The sequence below is a fragment of the Paenibacillus sp. FSL L8-0435 genome (assembly GCF_037965655.1).
Taxonomy (GTDB): domain Bacteria; phylum Bacillota; class Bacilli; order Paenibacillales; family Paenibacillaceae; genus Paenibacillus.
On the sequence record NZ_CP150185.1, the window covers coordinates 613,395 to 635,439 of the forward strand.

22 protein-coding genes and 1 riboswitch are annotated in these 22,045 nt (G+C 50.1%); of the genes, 13 read left to right on the forward strand and 9 right to left on the reverse strand.

Going from position 1 to position 22,045, the window contains the following annotated elements; genetic code table 11:
* The first annotated feature begins 2 nt into the window (after window positions 1–2).
* The 4 genes from NST33_RS02900 to NST33_RS02915 all read left to right on the forward strand — a co-directional run bounded on the left by NST33_RS02900 (window position 3) and on the right by NST33_RS02915 (window position 5,938).
* The gene (locus NST33_RS02900; RefSeq protein ID WP_339306672.1) at window positions 3–3,206 is read left to right on the forward strand and encodes a DEAD/DEAH box helicase; all 3,204 of its coding nucleotides are present in this window, start codon (window positions 3–5) and stop codon (window positions 3,204–3,206) included.
* 46 nt (window positions 3,207–3,252) lie between these two features.
* Complete coding sequence (locus tag NST33_RS02905; protein WP_339306674.1) at window positions 3,253–4,065, forward strand: hypothetical protein; 813 nt, start codon at window positions 3,253–3,255, stop codon at window positions 4,063–4,065.
* A 239-nt stretch (window positions 4,066–4,304) separates the two neighbouring features.
* Entirely contained in the window at window positions 4,305–5,279 is a 975-nt protein-coding gene (locus tag NST33_RS02910) for a M15 family metallopeptidase (RefSeq protein WP_127551134.1), read from the forward strand.
* Window positions 5,280–5,506: 227 nt separating this feature from the next.
* A complete protein-coding gene (locus NST33_RS02915) occupies window positions 5,507–5,938 on the forward strand; it encodes a RidA family protein (protein ID WP_237177720.1) in 432 nt (143 codons plus the stop codon).
* A 197-nt stretch (window positions 5,939–6,135) separates the two neighbouring features.
* Here the strand turns inward: NST33_RS02915 and NST33_RS02920 are convergent, their stop codons facing one another.
* Window positions 6,136–7,206: a copper amine oxidase N-terminal domain-containing protein gene (locus NST33_RS02920; protein ID WP_339306677.1), complete on the reverse strand. Its 1,071-nt coding sequence runs from the start codon at window positions 7,204–7,206 to the stop codon at window positions 6,136–6,138.
* A gap of 248 nt (window positions 7,207–7,454) precedes the next feature.
* Between NST33_RS02920 and NST33_RS02925 the strand changes: the two genes are divergently transcribed.
* Window positions 7,455–7,931: a GNAT family N-acetyltransferase gene (locus NST33_RS02925; RefSeq protein ID WP_339306679.1), complete on the forward strand. Its 477-nt coding sequence runs from the start codon at window positions 7,455–7,457 to the stop codon at window positions 7,929–7,931.
* 47 nt (window positions 7,932–7,978) lie between these two features.
* A complete protein-coding gene (locus NST33_RS02930; protein ID WP_339308595.1) occupies window positions 7,979–9,049 on the forward strand; it encodes a Gfo/Idh/MocA family oxidoreductase in 1,071 nt (356 codons plus the stop codon).
* Window positions 9,050–9,138: 89 nt separating this feature from the next.
* Here NST33_RS02930 and NST33_RS02935 read toward each other — a convergent pair whose 3' ends face one another.
* The 3 genes from NST33_RS02935 to NST33_RS02945 form a co-directional block, all read right to left on the reverse strand.
* A complete protein-coding gene (locus tag NST33_RS02935) occupies window positions 9,139–9,507 on the reverse strand; it encodes a hypothetical protein (RefSeq protein WP_339306682.1) in 369 nt (122 codons plus the stop codon).
* Between the two features lie 95 nt (window positions 9,508–9,602).
* Window positions 9,603–9,764 (reverse strand): hypothetical protein, encoded by a 162-nt coding sequence (locus tag NST33_RS02940; protein ID WP_339306684.1) that lies wholly within the window; start codon window positions 9,762–9,764, stop codon window positions 9,603–9,605.
* A complete protein-coding gene (locus NST33_RS02945) occupies window positions 9,754–12,336 on the reverse strand; it encodes a UvrD-helicase domain-containing protein (protein WP_339306686.1) in 2,583 nt (860 codons plus the stop codon). Before NST33_RS02945 ends, NST33_RS02940 begins: the two co-directional genes overlap by 11 nt.
* 531 nt (window positions 12,337–12,867) lie before the next feature.
* Between NST33_RS02945 and NST33_RS02950 the strand changes: the two genes are divergently transcribed.
* Together NST33_RS02950 and NST33_RS02955 are read left to right on the forward strand one after the other, a co-directional pair.
* Window positions 12,868–13,683, forward strand: coding sequence for a zinc ribbon domain-containing protein (locus NST33_RS02950; protein ID WP_339306688.1), 816 nt, complete (start codon window positions 12,868–12,870; stop codon window positions 13,681–13,683).
* A 73-nt stretch (window positions 13,684–13,756) separates the two neighbouring features.
* Window positions 13,757–14,563, forward strand: coding sequence for a helix-turn-helix domain-containing protein (locus tag NST33_RS02955; protein ID WP_339306690.1), 807 nt, complete (start codon window positions 13,757–13,759; stop codon window positions 14,561–14,563).
* 264 nt (window positions 14,564–14,827) lie between these two features.
* Here NST33_RS02955 and NST33_RS02960 read toward each other — a convergent pair whose 3' ends face one another.
* Window positions 14,828–15,520 carry an NUDIX domain-containing protein gene (locus tag NST33_RS02960; protein WP_339306691.1) on the reverse strand — a complete coding sequence of 231 codons (693 nt, stop codon included), beginning with the start codon at window positions 15,518–15,520 and terminating at the stop codon, window positions 14,828–14,830.
* 79 nt (window positions 15,521–15,599) lie between these two features.
* Here NST33_RS02960 and NST33_RS02965 point away from each other — a divergent pair, with 79 nt between their 5' ends.
* Window positions 15,600–15,902, forward strand: coding sequence for a hypothetical protein (locus NST33_RS02965; RefSeq protein ID WP_017690846.1), 303 nt, complete (start codon window positions 15,600–15,602; stop codon window positions 15,900–15,902).
* A gap of 242 nt (window positions 15,903–16,144) precedes the next feature.
* On the opposite strand, the gene mscL is transcribed toward NST33_RS02965, so the two are convergent.
* Both mscL and NST33_RS02975 read right to left on the reverse strand, forming a co-directional pair.
* On the reverse strand, window positions 16,145–16,639 hold the full coding sequence (gene mscL / locus NST33_RS02970) for a large conductance mechanosensitive channel protein MscL (RefSeq protein WP_339306693.1): 495 nt from the start codon (window positions 16,637–16,639) through the stop codon (window positions 16,145–16,147).
* Between the two features lie 271 nt (window positions 16,640–16,910).
* A riboswitch (purine riboswitch) is annotated at window positions 16,911–17,010 on the forward strand.
* Between the two features lie 99 nt (window positions 17,011–17,109).
* Window positions 17,110–17,256, reverse strand: a complete 147-nt coding sequence (locus NST33_RS02975; protein ID WP_339306695.1) for a hypothetical protein — start codon at window positions 17,254–17,256, stop codon at window positions 17,110–17,112.
* Window positions 17,257–17,313: 57 nt separating this feature from the next.
* Here NST33_RS02975 and NST33_RS02980 point away from each other — a divergent pair, with 57 nt between their 5' ends.
* Both NST33_RS02980 and NST33_RS02985 read left to right on the forward strand, forming a co-directional pair.
* Window positions 17,314–17,901, forward strand: a complete 588-nt coding sequence (locus NST33_RS02980) for a xanthine phosphoribosyltransferase (protein WP_221825729.1) — start codon at window positions 17,314–17,316, stop codon at window positions 17,899–17,901.
* A 1-nt stretch (window position 17,902) separates the two neighbouring features.
* A complete protein-coding gene (locus NST33_RS02985; RefSeq protein WP_339306698.1) occupies window positions 17,903–19,264 on the forward strand; it encodes a nucleobase:cation symporter-2 family protein in 1,362 nt (453 codons plus the stop codon).
* 268 nt (window positions 19,265–19,532) lie between these two features.
* On the opposite strand, the gene NST33_RS02990 is transcribed toward NST33_RS02985, so the two are convergent.
* Both NST33_RS02990 and NST33_RS02995 read right to left on the reverse strand, forming a co-directional pair.
* Window positions 19,533–19,871: a membrane protein gene (locus NST33_RS02990; protein WP_047840268.1), complete on the reverse strand. Its 339-nt coding sequence runs from the start codon at window positions 19,869–19,871 to the stop codon at window positions 19,533–19,535.
* A gap of 197 nt (window positions 19,872–20,068) precedes the next feature.
* Window positions 20,069–20,344, reverse strand: coding sequence for a transposase (locus NST33_RS02995; protein WP_221825736.1), 276 nt, complete (start codon window positions 20,342–20,344; stop codon window positions 20,069–20,071).
* 399 nt (window positions 20,345–20,743) lie between these two features.
* On the opposite strand from NST33_RS02995, the gene NST33_RS03000 reads away from it, so the two are divergent.
* Both NST33_RS03000 and map read left to right on the forward strand, forming a co-directional pair.
* Entirely contained in the window at window positions 20,744–20,932 is a 189-nt protein-coding gene (locus tag NST33_RS03000; RefSeq protein ID WP_017690840.1) for a hypothetical protein, read from the forward strand.
* A 133-nt stretch (window positions 20,933–21,065) separates the two neighbouring features.
* Window positions 21,066–21,827: a type I methionyl aminopeptidase gene (map, locus tag NST33_RS03005; protein WP_076329704.1), complete on the forward strand. Its 762-nt coding sequence runs from the start codon at window positions 21,066–21,068 to the stop codon at window positions 21,825–21,827.
* Window positions 21,828–22,045 lie beyond the last annotated feature (218 nt).

A 22,045-nucleotide genomic window follows, 5' to 3' on the forward strand; every position in this document is an offset into this window, starting at 1 on the left:
TAATGATGCAATCGCTGTATGGAGTATGGCTTGGTGACGTATTTTTTTGTTTTTCCGGTGAAACATCGGAACCGCGTGTGGATGCATGGAGCCACGTGGTAAGAAGGTTGAATTTTGGCGACGGGGGTCGTCTGTTTCAGCCTGCCGCTCTGCGTCTTGCGGAGTTGCGCTGGCCGAATCCGCTGAGGAACACGGCTGAAGCCAAGAACACGAAGCGGCGTCAACTGTTGGGGCGCACATTGGAAGGATTGGCAGTCTCGCCTAAGGATGCTTTCAGGTTGCTGCTGCAATGGGATGACCGTTTGTTAAATGCAGCCGGAATTCAGGTTGGAGAAGAGATGCGTTACTGGATCAAAGCAGCGCAGTTCACACAGGAGCTGCTGTTGCGGGGAGCAATTGCTCCATCGGCTGAATTCGCAGCAAAGACCGGAGCACGGCGACGGACCGGGCAAGAGACATTAACAGGCGTATGGCGGCCACGCTTGCAGCAGGAGGAGGACATCGAACGCTTCCGCGATCTTGCTGAAGCGATGCCTCCGATTGGATTGGCTGCTCCTGGAGCTTATGCTTCATTGGAACCGGAAACGCGTGAAGAAGCAGGGGCTGCGGTATTATTTTCATTCATGAGTGGCATGATTCATGCTGTAGTGACAAGTGAACTGGAGGGCATGGACAGTGAACTGTCCCGTTACCGCACCCCATATCGACGCGGATCTTCGCCAGTAGCCGAACTCTGGTGGAACAGTCTGATCTCGATGTTCCGTCCTGTGACGGTGCAAGGGCCGACGGACGATATGACAGCGTTTATTCATACGCTGCAAGAAGTTGGTGGAACATCAATGCCAAGCGTGGGAGCAGAAGAGATGGCGCCTGCGGTAGGCCAATTGAAGCTGGTGCTCCGCTTGGAGCCTCCACTGGGCGAACATGAAACGATCTGGGGAATAAGCTTTTGGGTGGACAGTGAGCAGGAACCAAGCCTGAGGTTGCCTGCACGGACTATCTGGGCACATCCAGAGCGAGATTTGGACCGGGGGAAGGTGTTATATACCTCGGCGGCAGAGCAATTATTGATGGCAATCGGGCAAGCAGCAGAACTGGCACCTGAACTGGAGACGGCGCTGCTTACCGCCCGTCCGGAGGAAATTAAGCTGGAGCAGCAGGGTTTCTTTGAATTTCTCACGCATGCGGTTCCGCGTTTGCAGAAGGCCGGGATAACCGTTCTCATGCCTTCAAGGTGGAGTCGTGCCGGGAAACGTCGTGCGGGACTGCGTCTGCAGATGTTGAATCGGGGAACAGAGCGGTTGCCTGGAGCCGCATCGGCACTTGGCATGGAACAATTGGTTGCTTTCAAGGCGGAGCCTATGCTGGATGGGAAACCGGTCACGGCGGAGGAACTGGCAGCACTGGCTGAATCCACAGTTCCGTATGTTATGTTCCGCGGTGAATGGATTGAAGTGGATACAAAAGAGATTCGCCAAGTCCTGCGTTATATGAAAAAAGAAGAAGAACAATATATGCCTCTCTCCGAATGGCTGCATCTGGCAGCGGATGAAGGGGAGGATTCCGCATGGAAGGGCCTCTCCGTCTTTGGCGCCGAATCTGATGGGATGCTTGCTTTCCTGCTCGATGGACAGGTGCTTCGCAGCATAGAGCCTCGTCAGGTTCCGGCAGAGTTGCATGGTGAACTCAGACCTTACCAGGAACGAGGTTACCAATGGTTATCCGCGATGCGTGAGCTGGGCTTTGGCGTATGTCTCGCGGACGATATGGGACTTGGGAAGACGATTCAGGTAATTACCTGTCTGCTGGACCGCAAACACGAGGAACGCCAGGCAGCTGAAGAGGAAGCCCGTGAGAATGAGCTGTTGAATGGATCAGATGATTCTTTCCCGGCCGATCAGCACGCGAATGAGCAGCCTGTTCATCTGCCTGCACTTATTGTGTGCCCTACCTCGCTGCTTGGAAACTGGCAGCGTGAGCTGAAGCGGTTTGCCCCGGATCTGTCGCTATATATTCATCATGGTGGACAACGGTTGCACGGGAACGAATTCCAGGCAGAAGCGCAGACGCATGACATTGTACTGACGACCTATCATCTGGCAGGCAGAGATGGCCCGGATCTGGCTTCGTTGCACTGGTCCACCATTGTGCTGGATGAGGCACAATATATTAAGAACTACCGTACCAAACAAGCGCAAAGCGTCATGCGCCTGTCTACACTTCATCGTATTGCGATGACGGGAACGCCTGTAGAGAACCGACTGAGCGAACTTTGGTCGATTTTCCAGTTTCTCAATCCGGGGTATCTGGGCACAGCTTCATCGTTCCGCCAGCGGTATACGGGACTGGGGCCATCCGAAGAAAATGCAGCATCTTTGCGTGAGCTTCATCGACTGGTATCTCCATTCATGCTGCGCAGGCTGAAGAGTGATCCGGATATTCGCAAGGATCTGCCAGAGAAGCTTGAACTGAAATCCTATTGTTCCCTGACGCCGGAGCAGACGGTGTTGTACCAGCGTGTGGTGGATGATCTGATGGGTGGTCTGGACGGCAGAAATGGCATTGCCCGAAAGGGGATTGTTCTGTCCTCCCTGACCAAGCTCAAGCAGATCTGTGATCATCCGGTGCTGGCGGACAGTAATCGGAAAGACCACGGCAAGGCTGAGGCATCCGGTAAGATGGAACGTTTGCTTGAACTGCTGGACGCCATCCGTGATAACGGGGAATCGGCCTTGATCTTCACGCAGTATGTTGCTATGGGAGATCTGTTGGTATCGAGGTTGAAACAGCGATATGAGGAAGAACCTTATTTCCTGCATGGTGGTGTGTCGAAAGCGCAAAGAGATGATATGGTGGAGACTTTCCAAAAAGGAGAGGGGCCGTCCATGTTTGTTCTATCTCTTCGTGCCGGAGGTGTAGGTCTGAATCTGACACGCGCGAGTCATGTCGTTCACTATGATCGGTGGTGGAATCCTGCGGTTGAGAATCAGGCAACGGACCGTGTATTCCGAATTGGGCAGAATCGCAACGTGCAGGTGCATAAGTTGATCTGTCAGGGAACACTGGAGGAACGGATTGATGAGCTGATCGAAAGCAAGAAGGCACTGTCCGAGCAGGTCGTCGGTTCAGGTGAGAACTGGCTGACCGAGATGTCGGATGATGAGCTGCGTGGCCTGATCTCTCTTCAGGGTGAGACGTGGCTGTGACCTTGAGCATTCAGAGGAATATAGATGTTGAGAAAGGGGGATTGTTGTGAGCGAAAAATGGAAGATCGAGCTGCATATGTCCCCCGGTGGATGGACAGCAGAAGTAAATACAGTAGCGGAAGCGGGCCAGGAAGTTTCCGTTTCCGCTTCCGCTGCTGAGGGCAAGACCGGATCAGCCGCAGGCATGTTCACAGTCACGGGAACGCCGGCGCGACTGAGCGAAGCGCAGCGCGAGTCTGTACTGGCTCAGCTGCGCAAGCGCCCGCTGACGCTGTACGCCTTGCTGCGCGGCGGCCCGGCGCCCGAGGAGCTCGCGGGGCTACTACCGGCTGCGCAAGCGCCCGAGGGCTCGCCAGGTGCAGCAACGGCCAGCGCGGCCGTGGCGTGCACCTGCGGCCGCCCGGGCTGCGCGCATGCCGCGGCCGCTGAGCGCGCCGTAGCCTCGCGCCTCGCGGCCGAGCCGCTGCTGCAGCTGGCGCACGCCGGCCTGCCGCGCGAAGCGCTGCTCGCCGGCGTGCTGGGATCATGGGCGGAGGAACTCGCGCATGATCCCAGCGGCCCCGGCCGCGCAGCGGAAACGGCTGGCCGCCCGCAAGTGCGGGGCGGCGAAGGCGGCGCGGCCGTCGGCGAGTGGATCGCCGAGGCGGCCGCGGACGGCGCCATGCACCAGCCGGGGCCGGGCTTTGGGGCCGTTGAGGTGCGCCTTACGCGGCCGGGCAAGCCGCCGGCGTTGCCGGAGCTGACGGCGCTGCTGCCGGGCGTGCCGGCCACCGCAGGGCTGGATTTGATCCGCGAGCGTGTAGCCACGCGGATGTGGCAGGCTGTCCAGAAGAAGACGGACAGCCCGGCAACCAAATGATGCACCCATCAGAGCGGGGGAGATCTCAGATCACCCCTGCTTGTTTTTATTGCAGCATGTTGCTCTAAAAGTCCAAAAAACGATCATACAGGCTGTACAGCCCGTATATGTTCATTCGGATCTCTTCTAAAGGACGTCTTTACTAGTGGAGCTTCGCTCCCAATTAAGGTATACTGTCGCAGGGAACATTGCATACAACAACTAGACAACATTTATATTATTGCGATAGGAGTTTTTACATGAAATCAACTACAGGAAGACAGCGCCGCATGGTGGTTATGCTGTCCTCATTGATGATATGCGGAGCATTGCTTGCCGCGTGCCAGAACGGTTCAGGCACAGAGGAAAGCCAGAATCCGAATGGAACAGGTAACACACAACAGGAGACGGACGGCACAACGGTTCATTTTACGGAGGATAAAGGAACTGATGGCGACAATGCTGGCGGGGATGACACATCATCTTCTGGCAACAGCGGTGAAGGCACGGATAGCGAGTCTGGGAATGCTTCAGCGGGCGGAGAGCAGGGCTCTTCGGACAATGGTAACGGGGCGACAGCGGAAGACCCATTGCTGGAGAAACGCAGTATCAGCGCACTGCAAACGACGATTGATGCACAATCCGTGGTGACCAATGCGGAGTCTATGACCGTCATTGTGAACAAACAACGGAGTCTGCCTGACGGTTACGAGCCGAACGATCTGGTAGAGCCGAATGTACCGTTCTCCTTCGACGAACCACACGAGAAGCGGCATATGCGCAAGGAAGCTGCGGAGGCGCTGGAGAAGTTGTTTGCAGGTGCAAAAGCGGACGGCATTGAGCTTCGTGCGGTGTCCGGTTATCGTTCATATCAGCGTCAGGTATCCATCTATAACAATAATGTTAAAACCAAAGGTCAAGAATACACAGATCGCGTGAGCTCTGTGCCAGGCCGAAGCGAACATCAGACGGGTCTTGCCATTGATGTATCCAGCCCGAGTGTGGGCAATGTGCTGGAAGAGGTATTTGGCACATCGAAGGAAGGCCAATGGCTCGCTGAACACGCTGCAGAATACGGATATGTCATCCGTTATCTGCAAGGTGAAGAAGATACTACAGGTTACGTCTATGAGCCTTGGCATATCCGGTACATCGGTACAGATTTGGCACCGGATGTGGCGAAGAGTGGGTTAACTCTGGAAGAATACTTCGATGAGGCTAATATCAAGTTGTAATGCGAATGTTTTACCCTTAAGGAAAAGATACTATTTCTCATAAAATCCCCGAATGAACCGTCCTTGATCTAACCAATGGGCAGTCATTCAGGGATTTTTTTCTGTGCAAAAATGTTAATGGAATTAAGATAGAATTAATTTCATTCCATTGTCTGAGATGATGGTGGACTGATATAATTCATGTTTAATCCATTTAGATAAATACACCCAAAGCGAGGGACGAGAGAATGAGCAGACAGCAGGTTTTTACCGGTTCCCCATGGGAACCGTTGGTGGGATATTGCCGTGCCATCCGTGTAGGGAACCGAATTGAAGTGGCGGGTACAACCGCGATGCAAGATGGTGTAGTTGTTGGGGCAGGTGATCCGTATGCACAGACAAGGTTCGTTTTGCAGACGATCGAGAATGCACTGAAAGAACTGGGGGCTGACATGTCGCATGTGGTGAGAACCCGAATGTTTGTGACCGATATCTCCAGATGGGAGGAAGTTGGCAAGGCGCACGGTGAATTTTTTGGACAGATCCAGCCTGTAGCCACCATGGTTGAAGTTAGCGCACTCATTGATCCCTTGTTGATGGTTGAGATTGAAGTGGAAGCGATCGTTGAAGATGAAGATAAACCGGGAATAATTGTATCGCTAAATAGTCACAAAAAATAACTCCATAAACTAAAAAACAACCTTATCCATGCCTGTCAGAAGACAGGCGGATAAGGTTGTTTTGATTAGACTAGCCGTATAGCTGCTGGCTGGTCATCGTGATGCGTTACAAGCCTTACATCACTTGCCAGAAGATACATGCGGTTTGCAATATACAGTCTCAGCATATGTTTAACCCGCGCTTTTCACAAACCGTATTATTTCGCTTCCAGCTCTGTTGCAGGTGTTTCAACAACCACTTTCCAAGCCGTTCCGATTGGAGGCAGGCTGCGTGTCAACACAGGGCTGTAGAACCCAATGACTTTAGCGCCTTTGGTCAGTTCTTCAGCTTTTACCGTTTCACCTTCGTGGTTCACGATCAGTGTGTCTTTGTCGATGTTCAGCACGACATGGTCAGGAGCTGTTTCTGTTAACCGTGTACCTGTGATTTCAATCTGTGAGATGCTGCCTTCAGCTGTTGTTACATTTTCAATTGTACCCGCTGTGCCCAGAAGCTCTTTAGGTTGTGCCTCAGATGCTGTAGCCGCATCCAGTACAGTGACTGTATAGGTTGGCGTTTGTGGTGGCAGACTGCGAGTAGTGATCAGGGAATGCTCAGCTTCCACGTTCATGCCAATGGCCAGATCAGTCAGTGCAATCTCTTTCCCCTCAACTGAGATGAATTTTGTCTCATCACTCAGATTGAGCACAATACCATCCGTACCTGCACCGCCAATCTGGATGGACTTATATTTATCTTGGTTCGAGATTCTGGTAATTACACCACGTTCAGTAACCGTCTTCACGTCCTCTTCACTGGAGATCGTCACCTGATTTCCTGTTGTGTTCACTTGTCCATGCAGTGCTTTCTCAGCAAAAGAAACCGGTACATACAATTTGCCGCCTGTGATTTCGGGCGCTGTGCCCAGTGTGAGCAGCATTTTATTCACAGAATATTGATCCTTGCCTGTGATTACCTGTGTCCAGAGAGCACCACGAGTCAGCTCTGCAGTTTTGGTTTCTTTATTCCATTCCAGTTCAATACCCAGTGCGTCGGTAAGATCACGCAGCGGGATCATGGCTACTTTGCCATCCTTGTTCCAATAACCATCAGAGATGGATGCACCATTCACGGATACGTTTACTACACTCACTGCGTTACTATCTGCTGAAACGGATGTTTGATGGAGTGGTTGTGTGTTGTCCAGTGTTGCTGCATAAGCGGCTCCGCCACCCAATGCCATGGATAGGGCCATCAGTGCACTTACTTTTTTCATGTTGTTGTTCATCAATAATCATCCCTTCTAATCTGTGTACTGTCGCGGTAAAATCTTCCTTAGGGCCGCGCTTCAAGTTAATAGACGGGACAAATCGTCTAAGTGTTGCAGTTGAAATGCAATGAACGTAAGCGGTAGATTATTTTAAATTAGAAATATCGCTTGTATTGCAGGTTATCCGCAGCAGGATCAGGTTAATTTCAGGTAGTGGCCAAACCATTGTCCTATTTCACATTCAAGTACGAGGAGGAACGGATTAGATGAGTGATATGTTGGTAGCGCTCTATCGTTTGCCGGAGCAAGAGAGTGGACTGAGAACGCTGGTGGAATCCTCCATTGTGATTCGTAGAGCCATTACCCCAGAAAAACAGCTTGTACTGGATTGGGTGAGGTCACATTTTAGTCAGGCTTGGGTGGATGAATGTGAGGTCGCTTTTGCACGTCAGCCCGTGTCCTGTTATATTGCGGTTGAGCATGGGAAAATGATTGGTTTTGCCTGTTACGAAGCGACATGCCGCAACTTCTTCGGACCCACAGGTGTGAGCCAGGATGCACGGGGCAAAGGTGTAGGCACAGCCCTGTTACTGGCCTGTATGCATGCGATGAAGGCGGACGGTTACGGGTATGCCATTATCGGATCAGCAGGACCTGTGGATTTCTATGCCCGGACGCTGGGTGCGGTGAAGATTGAAAATTCAACGCCGGGTATTTACGAAGGCATGCTGCGGGCAGACTAGACGATAATGATGTTCTGGAAGTTGTGGAAAAGGAAGGGAGGACGATGATGAGCACGAAACAAATGTTGCACATCGGAATGATTGGTACAGGATCAATCTCGGATCTTCATATGAGGTGTTATGCCAAAAACGAGGATGCCGTCATCTATGCCATCTGCGATCTGAACGAAGAACGGGCTAAGGCTGCTGCGCAGAAGTATGATGCCCAATCCGTGTACACCGATTATCGGGAGATGCTGGAGGACCCGCATGTGGATGCTGTCAGTATCTGTACCTGGAATAATACACATGCCGAATTTGCCATTGCTGCACTGGAGGCAGGTAAGCATGTGTTGTTGGAGAAACCGGTCGCAACCAATGTGGAAGATGCGCTCCGGATTGAAGAAGCGGTGAAGAAGAGCGGACGTACCTTTATCGTTGGATTTGTGCGGCGTTATGATAACAATATGCAGATGATGCGCAGATTCATTGATGCCGGAGAGTTTGGTGAACTGTATTATGCCAAAGCTTCCATTCTGCGGCGTCACGGCAATCCAGGCGGTTGGTTTGCTGATAAAAGCCGTTCCGGCGGAGGCCCCCTGATTGATCTCGGCGTACATATTATTGACCAGTGTTGGTACCTCATGGGCAAGCCGAAACCTGTTTCGGTCAGTGGTAATACGTATCGGAAGTTGGGCAATCGTGCCCATATCGAACATCTTTCTTTTTACAAAGCAGCCGACTATAGCGCAGCTGTGAATGACGTGGAAGATATGGCGAATGCACTTATTCGGTTTGAAAACGGGGCTTCGCTGGCGGTGGATGTGAGCTTTACCCTGCATGCACGCGGAGATGAATCTTCGGTGAAATTATACGGCGAGCGTGGTGGGTTCGAACTGGAGCCGGAGACACTGATCGTCACGGAGAAAAATAATACCATCCTGAATATTGAACCCCAGACGGACAATACGGGTCTCCATATTCATAGTGCATTCCAGAACCAGATTGACCACTTTGTGGATTGCTGCCTGAACGGTACAGAGCCGATCAGTCCAATTGCAGATGGTGTGACTTCCACACGCATGCTGTGCGGAATCTACGAATCCGCTGAGAAAGGGCAGGAGATCCGTCTGGATTGAGTCCATTTTACATGGCCGTTGTCCTTCATCATATTAAAAAGCATGCGTCTTCCGCGTGATCTGCGGTTACGCATGCTTTTTGGCATCAGTCATTTGTTCAACGGTGAATTTTCGTACCCAGGGTCATCATAATCCGTATCTTGCAGCCTTGGAAGCACATTCATGCTCTCAATTGCCTGCCGGGTATCCGGCGTGCCGTGGTCATACAGAAAGGTATACAGCAAGGTCATACCATCCGAAAATTGCTCTGTTGCCTCATCGTGGTCTGCTGATTTGTAGGGTACCGGTGCCCGTTGCAAGGTATAGGCATCGTCATCCTCCAGCACCTTCATCAGATCTTTCAATCGGCCCACCTGTTCGTCATCCACCAACACCTCAAAAGGTGTAGATTCGTTCTTTGTTTGCTCAATAAGATTATGAGTTACCGATACATACAGATGTTGTTTGTCGTCCTGCATAATCCAACCCCCATTCTGAAATGGAAAAAAGACGCTTCTACTGTTAATAAACAGCAAAAAGCGCCCTGAAACGAGCTACTATGCTCGTGTGTTATTTACTCATCCACATGTTCAGTCACATATGACCAGCCATTACCTTTTCCTTCTAATCGACTTTGTTCAAAAAAATCAATTCCATCTACTGTAATACTGACTGACACGAGAGATGGTTCATCGCTAACTCCATAAGGGACCTCTTCTTTTGAGTTATTTCCCAAATCTCCCCGTTACGGGAACCTGGCGGGTGCCTGCCTCCATCGATCCTGAACACAGGGGACAGGCGGGAGGGCCCGATGATGCTTTCTTGGTTGCTTTAGAAGGTACAGCTGGCTTCTGTCTTAACCACGCCTTACAGGTGGATGAACTGCACTTCCAGACCGCAACGGTCTCCCTACGCTCAGCATTACCTGAACCTGAAGTGTGCGAATGTGAACTCGAGGAATTCGCAGCTGTCTGACTCACACCCGTGGTGCTGAATGCCTTATGGTTGCGAATCTCCCCACTACCACGCCGTTCACCGAGGCGATCCTCATCACGTTCGTTGTGGACCTCGTAGTCACGACGGTCACTGTGGCTGATGGCACGACGCTGTGCCGCATCCCGACCTTCTGAACGGGCACCTGAGCCGGACGAGCGGGCATACTGTCCGTTGCCTTTACCATATGAAGCCTGACTGCTCGTCCGGCTCTCCTCACGAGGTTTGCGTTTGTCCGGTACTTCCATGCCGAAGGCTTCAAGCAGGAAGCGGGACACATCCGCTGGTTTTCCGTGATGGCTCGCCGGTGAGGTGACATACAAGTACTGCTTGGCCCGTGTGATGGCAACATAAGCGAGTCTTCGTTCTTCCTCCAGCGCCATGTCCAGTTCGGCATCTGTCTGCTGCATAGCAAGCGCAGCTTTCTGATCCTCAGGAATATCCTGACGCAGTGCTGTACTGTGAGGCACAATGCCTTCACTGGCTCCGATCCAGTACACACAAGGGAACTCCAGTCCTTTGGCCCGGTGAATGGTCATCAGCTGCACTGCGTCACTGTCCTGTGCGCGGCGCAAAGATTCCATCTCACGGTGTCTGCGGGACAGCTCATCCGCGAATTGAATGAACTCTTCCACGGTTTCGAATTTTTTGACGGCAGCTTCGAATTCATCCAGGGTTTCCAGCATCGTTTCCTTATAATGGGTGAAGATGCTGGGATCACCACTTTCCATATACTTGTCGTAGAACTGCCTGCGCATCTCCTGAATGGCGATGATGGGCTTTAGTTTGTGCAGTGATTTGATCAGCTTGATGCGCTCCTTGACCTGTTCCTGCTGGAACGGTTTCAGCTTGTCCCATTTCACCAGATGGATGAGCGGATATTTCTTCGCCTGTTGTTGTTCGCAGCGCTGAATCCATTCCAGGCCAGCATCCCGTGATACATAGAGTGGACCCAGTGCACTTGGGATAGCATCCATGGCACGTGGATCAAGAGACAGACGCAAATGATCCATCAGGGGTCTGATGAGAGACTGGTCATAGAACACCGGGGAAGCACCATGCTGTACAAAAGGTACATCTTTCAACACAAGCTGCTCGAATACAGCCCGGCTGCTGCTTGCTGTCCGGTGAAGAATCGCAATATCACGATAGGTGTGCTGCCCTTCTTCAACCTGTTGACACAGCTGGTTTACAACCCACGCCGCTTCTTCCTCTGCATTGGAAGGTGTAGCGAAACGGGGCGCATCGCCGCGGTTTCCGGCGGCACGCAGCCGTTTGTCACGTCTGCGTTTATTGCGGGCGACCAGCTCACTTCCGAGTCCCAGGATGCGTGCATCACTGCGATAATTGATATCCAGCGTCACAATGCGTGCACCGGGGTATACTTTATCGAATTCCAAAATCGATTCCTGGCGTGCGCCATTAAAGGTATAGATCGTCTGGTCATCGTCTCCCACAACCATCAGATTGCGGTGAGCGGAAGCCAGTTTTTGCACAATTTCATACTGCAGATGGTTGGTATCCTGGAACTCATCCACCATAATGTACTGGAAACGCTTCTGAAGCGGCCCCAGAACAGCAGGATCACGAAGCAGCGCGGCTGCCCGCAGTAAAATATCATCAAAATCCATTTTGCCCCGATCTTGCTTCCAGGCTTCGTAACCAAGCAGGACACGCTTCGCATCGCGTTCTTCCTGCGATTTCTCAGGCAAGTCGGTTGTTTCCGATCCTTGCATCTTCCATGCGGACAGCATGGCCAGCAGACTTTCAGGCTGGAAGGCTTCACTCATGCCATTTTGGCGAAGAAGCATCTTCAGCACCGTATGCTGGGCTCGCGACTCGCCAAAGATCTCTTCCTGCACACCGTAATGACGTAATAATGTCAGCGCAAAAGAGTGGAAGGTGCGAGCCTGTACGGCTCTCGCGGCTGCCGGACGTATGCCTGGCAATGCGGCGATCCGGTCTTTCATCTCGGTGGCGGCCTTGTTCGTGAACGTCACCAGCAGGATACTGCCTGCATGTACGCCGCTGACCTCTATGAGGTAGCCGGCTCTTGCAGCCAGTACAGTTGTTTTGCCACAACCGGCTCCGGCGAGCGTCAGAATAGGTCCTCTGCCGTGACGGACTGCCGAGATTTGTGGTGCGTTTAACTTGATACCTGCCTCTTCCAGCGAGCGAAAATAAAAGGCATCCTGTTGATCATTGCCCACGAGTTGTCGACTGGTCTCCAGCGGAGCAGACGGGGACTGGGGCAGGGACGCCGCCGGGGTAACCCCGAGCGGACGGGGGTAGAACGTTGAGTTCGGACTTAACATGTTTCATCCACCTCTGTATGCATTCAGGGATAGGACTATCCCGGCTAAAAGTAAACCATTTGCCCTTTTCACAATCACATTGTAAATTGGTATGATAGAGTTAGTCGCCTAATTAGGCGGTTAAGTATGGTCAAAGCTTCATTATACCCGAACGTATGGTCTTGACGAAAGCCCCCGATTTCATCCAGTATCGGTATAAAACGGGCACCTGCACGAGATTACGCAACTTTTTGGCATGATTTCGTATAAGTTATATGCCTGAGCATTTTGCATGAAGGATGTAATATGCTAATTTACCACAAGTATGTGTTCAAAAAGTCTGGTTTTCAGTACCGAGAAGATGGAATGAAGCTAGAAATGGAGTAGCGGAGCGTAGGGAAAACTACGTGAGCAACGGACATTTCGGCTGAATGCCATACTCGATGCTGAGGATGCCACTGGCATCCTTCGTAATCAAAAGCGGACTTTTTGAATAACCTCTAAAATTTGAAATGATAATATTGGTTTTGACGGGACAGAGGAGGAATGGTCATGAAACTGCTTCAGCGCATCAAAGACGGAGCGAACAAAGCAACAGAGCGTGCCCAGCACGCCGTTGAGATTGGGAAATTGAACAACCAGATTGTGGGCTTGCAACAGGAACAGGAAGTCCATTTTACAGATATGGGTCGCATCTTCTATGAGGGTTATCGGGCACAGGATATGACGCGTGCAGAAAAAGAGATGGTGGATCTGTCGCAGCTCTGCGACGAATTGCAGGACGAGATTGATGGTCTGCGCAACAAGATTGCACAACTCAAGAACGAACGGTTGTGCGAGTGTGGACACGTCGCTTCCCTGGATGCCAACTTCTGCCCTAAATGCGGACGCAAGTTGGGTGAACTCAAGAAGCCAGCACCTACAGTAGGAGCTGCAGGAGTCGCAGGAGCCACCACAGCTGCGAGACAGGAGGCAGCTGTAGCTCAGACCCCAACTCCAGAGCCAGACTTCTACGATGCGCCACCTGAGTTGGAACTGGAGGAAGATGAGCCGTATCATACGGTTATTCCGTCCATAGCGGATCTGGAAACGGAATCGGAATATAACAGTACGGAATTTACCCAGGAAGAAAAGGAAGCGTTCGATGCGGAGTGGGAACGTCGCAGAGATGAAGAGATGCAACGGGAACGTGAGCGTCAGCAGGAACTGGACGAACGCATCCGCTACTGGAAAGAAAACAACCCGATCGTGAACACGGTGGACGTACAGACCGAAGTATCACGCGAAATGGTGAATTGTCAGATTTGTGCAGCCGAGCTGCCCAAAGGGTCGAAGTGGTGCCCGCGTTGTGGTGCTGAACAGATCTGATCTGATGCAGTAGAAGCACTGCTGCATCATTGTGGGGCAGTGCGGGTTGCTGACAGCATGGGGGGACGGGAATATGGACCAACTGCTGCATCATTTGCGTCATCTCGGGTTTACCGAGATGGAATCTAAAATTATGGTGGAACTCGCTCGTCAGGGATCAGCCTCAGGCTATGAGGTTGCAAAGCGGCTTGGCGTGTCCCGTTCCAATGTATATGCGACCCTGCAACGGCTGGAACAGCGTGGATTCTTGCGGTGTAGTCCAGGGGAACCGGCGAAGTATAGTGTGCTGAAGCCGGAGGAAATGACACGCATGATCTCCGATCAAATGCGTACCTCGCTGGATTATGTCCAGAGCAGCATGCCTAAGAGTGAACCGGAGAAACCTGTCTTCTATAACGTCGAAGGGGACAAAAATGTTTTTGAGAATCTGAGCCGTGAATTGGCTGAGGCTCAGCATGAGATTGTCGTAGACGTTTGGCGTGAAGAGGCGGAACTGTTACGTAATGACTTACAGCAGGCTGAAGCTCGCGGTGTGCGGTTGTTATGGTCGTGTGATGGTGGCGAAGGCATGCTTGATCAGCCTGTTCCTTTGCCGGGTCTGCCTTTGTACGGTACAGGTAATGGTCGGAAATTTTCCCTGGTGGTGGACCGCCGCTGGTGCATGCTAGGCATGCGAGGGGAATCATGCGCCACACAGGCAGTGGTGACGGAGCATCCGGTAATGACCGGACTGCTGCTGAATCATTTTGCTCAAGAGCTGGTGTTGTACGAATTAGAACAGGATATGGGTGAGGAACTGGAGTCCCGCTACGGGCACCGGTACGAAGAACTCTCTGCGCGTTATTGGTCTTCTCCTTCAGGAGAGGATGAACAGAGCTAGACAGATCGGCGACTAATTCACCTCTGATGGAGCATGCCAGCACAAAGATACCTATATTGATGAAACGAATACGTGTGTACATAAAGCAGGCGTTGCCGAAGGCAGACGCCTGTTTGTGCTGGTTTGAGATATGACAGTGATGTTCGTCACAGCATCTGTTCCCAGTCAAGTCGATAGTAAAGGTATGAAGTTATGCTATTTTTGAGAAAATGAAGCTATGAACATTCGATTGAACTGGATCGGGTTGAACAAGATTGTACGTGATCAATCTTTGGGCACGTGGTACAGAGCTTCCAGCACTTCCGTATAATAAGCTGTGCCATGAGGCACGAATTCTGCTGCCCGAATCTCGCGAACGATACGTTCCGGATCATCAGCTGCATGATCACTTAATGGGTCCTTATGACCGATGGAATGTGGTGTTAATGTCAATGGCTGGGCTTGAACTCCGGTAGCTTGAATCACGTCGATCTCATTACGAAACAAAGCGAGTAGATCATCCAGCGGAACTTCATACAGGCTATCCACCTCGCTGGGCTGCAGAACGTAGGCTTCGAGCGGCTGGTTCAGACATAGTCCATAGACGGCACTGAATTCCCGATCTATGAATGGGACACCACGCACTTCTCCTTGGAGCTGCTGTGTAGCTGTGAGTAGATAGGTTAGTGCCTCGAATGGAGTATAAACACCCAGTTCTTCCTCCAGCTCACGACTGGCGTCTCGCAGTTGTTCACCTGCGGTGAGATGACCTGCTGCTGTAATGTCGTAACATCCGGGGAAGGTATCCTTGATATCACGTCGCCGCTGAAAAAGAACCTGTCGTTGCTCGCCTTTGTCACGCACGATCCAGCAGTGGAATGAACGGTGCCAATATCCTTTGGCATGGACCTCGCTGCGTAGTGAAGTGCCGATCCAATTTTGCTGATCGTCATAAATGTCGAAACGTTCTGGGGTCATGAAACGTATCTCCTTATATAGCAGTTTTTAAAGTTCAAAATTTCACAAAGTATGTTTTAAACGAAAGGGGAACCATCGTATGGAATGCATTGTACACTTTCAGGTGATTTATCCGCAACCTCAGGAACGTAAAAGTCTTAGAGGACTTATATTTGTAGGGCAAGGTCAGGAACCGGCTAATAGTCAGTTAAGCAGCATGTTTAAGGATATGGGATTTAATGTACGTTTGGAAGATGAGGCACAGTTGTTGTTCAAGCCAGTGGATGCTTCGGCAAACTTTGAATATATTCGTGTGACAGAGCTTGATACTGGGGAAGAAGTTTACAAAGAAGATAAAGATCTGAAGTCGATCCTGGAGCATTTGCTGCCACGCCGTTTCTAATTCATGAGCATGGCCGCGAATGAAATTCATGGGGGAGCATATGTAATACATGTATGATAGGCACAAAAAAGGCCCCACCTTTACGGTGGAACCTTCAAACCTTTAACCTACGCAACCCATTGTTAATGAAGCCCATCTGGCTAGCTTTTCATACATAAACCCTAGCAAGTAAGAGGTTGTCCCTCGCATCAGGATTTATATCCGTAATTCAACTCGGCGCGTCTTTAAAACGTTTATCGTGATTATGCCGGAGCGCCGGTGCCTTCAGCTTCAAGCTCTGAAGTACAGTGCGAGCAGCGGGTAGCTGCGGCTGGAATTTCCGATAGGCAATACTTGCAAGCCTTGGTCGTTTTTTGCGGCTCGGGCTTTTTGTGTTCTTTGCTTTTGAGATAGTTGATGCCCTTCACAAGCATGAAAATACAGAACGCGACGATAATAAAATCAATCATGACGTTGATGAACTGCCCGTAAGCAATTACGGTTGCGCCAGCTTCGTTGGCTTGTGCTAATGTCTTGATTTCCTGCCCGCTGGCGGTTTTCATATCCCAATCCAGATTGAAAATCTTCTGGCTGAAATCAACCCCTCCAAGCAGTTTTCCAACCGGGGGCATGATGATATCATTCACAAGGGATGTGACGATTTTACCAAAAGCAGCCCCGATAATAACACCGACCGCCAGATCGATGACGTTGCCGCGGACGGCAAATTCCTTGAATTCTTTAAGTACGCCTTTCATGTTTGCATATCTCCTTTGATCATTCAATTCAAAATATAGGCCGCGTTTCCATCTATTCTCCGTTCGGATTCGCGCTTCCGTTCTCATATTGTACATAAAAAAGTGATTCCAATCACCCCCTGTTTGCAAATTAAGACAAGTTTCCGCAACTTCCATGAAAATACTTCTTTATTTCACGCCGCCGATTCGGTATACTTCTAACATTGTCAGTTATGTTTAACCATTTATATTCAGGTTCGCGATCATACATTGTAACGAATCATGGAGCCAAAAAATTAAATATGCCGTTACTCGTATATGTGCAGGAATAGGCCTGCATGTCTCTACCCGATCACCGGAATGATCGGACTACGGGAAAGATGTTGTAATGTTTTGTATGGTTGGCATGAGATCATTCATTCTCAGGGCAGTTTGACAGAAGAGCAGGTTCAAGTGGTTTATCTGTTTCCGATTACACTGTTTGAGGTTTCTCACAACAGGATTGAACTCTTGTCATTCTGTCCATCCAGCACACTTGCAGCATCCATACGGCTTGTCCATATATGTACAAGTCCGTCTTTCCCATCTCCGGTTATTCCGCAGCGTGTGAAAAGGCGGGCTTTTTGCTTTTTTACCATGCGATTGGAAGAGCTTGTAAGCTACTGTGCGGAGGGCATTCAGGGGGAAGAATTACAATGCAATTGTTAAAAGACAAGGTAAGACAGGAAGGCATTGTCCTGTCCGAGCAAGTACTCAAAGTGGATTCATTCCTGAACCACCAGATGGACCCGGTTTTGATGAAGGAAGTGGGCAAGGAATTCATTCGCCGCTTTGAAGGTGAGAATATCACACGTGTGCTGACGATCGAGTCGTCAGGGATCGCACCAGGCATCATGACTGCGTTGGAGCTGAACGTGCCGCTGATCTTTGCTCGGAAGCAGAAGTCGCTCACACTGACAGAAGACATTCTGGTAGAGAGGGTCTACTCCTTCACGAAGCAGGAGACCAATGAAATTACCGTTGCCAAGAAGTTCATGAAGCCTGGTGATCGTGTGCTGATCATTGATGATTTTCTGGCAAATGGTGAAGCAGCATTTGGTCTGGCTCGTATTGTGGAGCAGGTTGGAGCCGAAGTGGTGGGTATCGGTATTGTTATTGAAAAAGCATTCCAGCCGGGAGGTCGCTTGCTGAAAGAAGCAGGATACCGTGTGGAATCATTGGTTCGCATCGGGGCACTGTCGGATGGACAGGTTACATTTGCGGACGAGGAGGGCACGAACTAATATGGCACGCGAACGTATTTTTCAGCGGCATCGGCATCCAATCAAAACGATCTCCCTCGGACTACAGCATGTGCTTGCGATGTATGCAGGAGCCGTCGTTGTCCCATTGATCGTCAGTAATGCATTGGGTTTTACACAGGAACAACTAACCTATCTCATTGCCATTGACCTGCTCGCATGTGGTGTGGCTACACTGCTTCAGGTATGGGGAAATAAATATTTCGGCGTAGGGCTGCCTGTCATGCTCGGTTGTGCATTCCAGGCCGTGTCTCCGATGATCCTAATCGGGATGAACAGTGGAGTATCTGCCATTTACGGAGCGATCATCGCTTCAGGGCTGTTCGTATTGATCTTCTCCGGAATCTTTGGGAAGCTTATTCGGCTCTTTCCACCAGTGGTTACGGGTTCGGTGGTTACAATCATCGGTTTAACCTTGATTCCGGTTGCTTTCCACGATCTGGGCGGCGGTCAGGGGTCAGAAGATTTCGGCAGTGGAGTGAACTTGTTACTCGGTTTCGGCGTGCTGCTCTTTATCATTGTAATGACTCGATTCACTACAGGTTTTATCCGTTCCATCTCGGTACTGATTGGTCTGCTGGCAGGTACGGTGGCAGCAGGGTTCATGGGTGAAGTGAACTTTGCCCCTATTCGCGATGCAAGTTGGTTCCATGTTGTTCAGCCGTTTTACTTCGGCAGACCGACGTTTGAGATTGTACCTATTCTGACGATGATTCTGGTGGCGATTGTCAGCGTGGCCGAGTCCACAGGCGTATTTATGGCTCTGGGCAAAATCCTGGACAAGGACCTATCGTCCAAGGATCTGGCCCGTGGTTATCGCGCGGAAGGTCTGGCTATTGTATTAGGCGGTATTTTCAACTCGTTCCCGTATACAACGTATTCGCAAAATGTAGGACTGGTACAGATGACACGTGTGAAGACACGTGATGTCATTGTAGTAGCTGGTGGAATCCTGGTGGTCATTGGATTTGTACCCAAAATTGCAGCCCTCGCACAACTCGTTCCAGGGGCAGTACTTGGCGGAGCCATGGTGGCCTTGTTTGGCATGGTGGTATCATCAGGCATTCGAATTATCGGCAGTCAGGTCGATCTGAACCGACATGAGAATCTGTTTGTCATCGCTTGTTCTGTAGGTATGGGGCTTGGGGTTACCGTTGTGCCTGAGTTGTTCGCAGGTGCACCGGCTTGGGCTCAGATTATGCTCGGTAATGGTATCATTGCAGGCAGTTTCACAGCGATCTTCATGAACCTGCTGTTCAACGGTCTGGGTACCAAGGAAACAGCCGCCCAAATGGCTGAACAACAGGCAGATGCCATTCTTGGAGAAACAGGCAAGTCAGCTTAATTAGCCGAATTAGGCCTGGCTTATCATCCAGCAGGATTGTTATGTTAACTGTTATGAATAGACGATTCACAAGATGAATAATGAATCAGGTTAATCATGATGATATACAGCATGAATGGTTTATGACATACATCGTTTATGCTATGAATGTTCAAGCGCATGAACGAATGAAAGAAAGAGACAATTTTAGATGCGAAACACCGAAGATACAGGCTCAACAGAGTTGTGTCTTCGGTGTTTTTGTTTTATTTAACTATGATGAGCGGGACTACAGATGACGCAACTGTTTCTCTGCAAAATCACCAACCCACGGCAGTTTTAGCCATTTCCCCTGCAGGCTGGTAACGACCATAATCAGCCAGACCACTACACCAAGCAGGGATAACAGCGATGCCACCAGTGGTCCGAACAACGGAAGGAAAGCTGATAATACATGCCCGACCATAATGATGCCAAAGACCGTTACAGATTGTAGCGCATGAAATAACACGAACCGACTCCGCTTCTCCACAGCGAGAAAGACAATCCCACCTACAAAGGTAAACAGATAACAAAGCATGCCAGCAATATTTTCATCCAGACCGCTAGACGATTTCATGGGGGACATCCGGTCCAGCCTCCTTTGACCTTTTTAACTAGGCTATGAGAGAGGTGGACAGAACTGAACCGATGAATTTATTTGCCTATAATAGGATGGAGTGAAAGAACAGTCAAAAACAAGAAACAGGGACAGGATCAGCTGAGTTACAGCATGATCTGCCCCTGTCCGGATGAAGAACTCGGTACTTCTAACAAAAATAATCACTACCCACCCTGAAACTGTCTGCGTGGGCTGTCGATCTTGCCTTTTTTATCGGTGTCGTTTTCTTTGGGAACCAAACGTTCATCGGTTCGTCCTTCGTGGTGATTATCAAATGCATATTCGGTCAGTTTCCATTCCGACTTGCCTAGAACGGGGTCAGACGGGAAGTGTTGCCCCCGGTGAAGATGTTCCTCTCGTCCGGCTTCGTTAATGTAAACTCCGTCTACTTCCACCTTTTCATGCGAAAGGGGCAGCATATCCTGTTCTTTGCGGTCCATGAGACGACGCCTCCTTTGGATACCAGTAATTTAACTGTATGGGTTGTCCGTGATAATATCCCCCGAATAGTTCAGTGTTATGCTGGATATATTAATTCCGTATAGAATGGCGGCATTCATAACATATGATTCGGAATTAAACTTTTTGGGCTTGAAAACCGTTATATTTATTAGAGGAAATCGTCAAGTCGTAAGATACTTCCGAATATGCTACAATAAGATTATGATTCATTCCGAATCATATCGGGTATTTATAGTGTCAGGTACTTGCTTTCTAGCGAGGTTCCCGACCTAAAGCTTGCTTTAAGCCGCGCACACAACTTCATGGATGGCATTTAAGACTTATTCGGCATTCTCTAAACGGAGCATTCACTTTCAACGTTTTGGGAGGGAATTACAATGGCAACGAAAGGTCACAATGAGGTCAAAGAAAGTTTGAGGGAAATGACTCGGATTTTCCGTCCTAAAGATCCAAAAAAATTCGTGAAGGAGTACGTGAGAAAATACCGGATTACGGGTGGATACGAGGAAGAATTGACTTCTGTGGTTGAGCATGAGCTTGTCAAGATGGATTCTTCCGTGTCCTGAAACAACACACAACTCTGATTATACTGTTCCGATAATGAATAGAACCGTCTCCCGGGCGATAAGCTCCGGCAGGCGGTTTTTTTTGCGTTCCTGCTGCATATATATGGGAGTACACCTACAGCGGGAAGGATGAATGCATGTGGACCCTATTTTGAAAACCAAAGAAGAGATTGGCTACATGCGGGAAGCTGGCCGAATTTTGCGAAGTTGTCACCAGCATATTGAGCAGTGGATGATCCCCGGTATCACGACAGCAGCGATTAATGAGCGGGTGGAAGAGTTTCTGGCAGCACGAGGAGCCACACCGGAGCAAAAAGGGTACAAAGGATATCCGTACGCGACATGTGCCTCTGTTAATGAAGTGGTCTGCCACGGATTTCCTGGGGAAGAGGAGCTGGCGAGCGGGGATGTAGTGACCATCGATATGGTGGTGAACAAAGACGGCTGGCTTGCTGACTCGGCCTGGACATATGGAATTGGTGAAACAAGCAGATCCATTCGCAAGCTGATGAGACGAACGGAGAAGGCCCTTGAGCGGGCGATTGCCCAGGCAGTTCCAGGAAATACACTCGGAGATATTGGAAGTGCCATTGAACGAACAGCCAGGTTGTATCGGTACGGTATTGTGAAGCCTCTCATTGGTCATGGAATTGGTCAATATATTCATGAACCCCCAAATGTGTTGCCTTATGGCAAACGCAGAACGGGCACGATGCTGACAGAGGGCATGGTTATTACGATTGAACCCATCTTTACAAAAGGCAGTTCCGGGGCCGTTGTGTGGGATGAAGATGGATGGACGGTAAGGACGGTAGATGGCAGCTGGGGGGTCCAGTATGAGCATACGGTTGCGATTACTGGGAATGGCCCCTTGATTCTGACCGATGGCACGTGAGATGAAGTCAGTGAAGAAGAGGACTTGAGTTGAACTTTCTCCGACATGCTCCATGCTGTTTTGAGCTTGAAGATAGCGGTATGGAGCGATAGGCATGTCTTCTGAATGGATATGGAAGAGGTTTTCCATAAATTCTGATCTTTTTTTTGCATAATAGCACATGTTTTCAATGTGAGAAAAATCACCAATAAATCGAGTTTTATCACCGAAATTTGGCA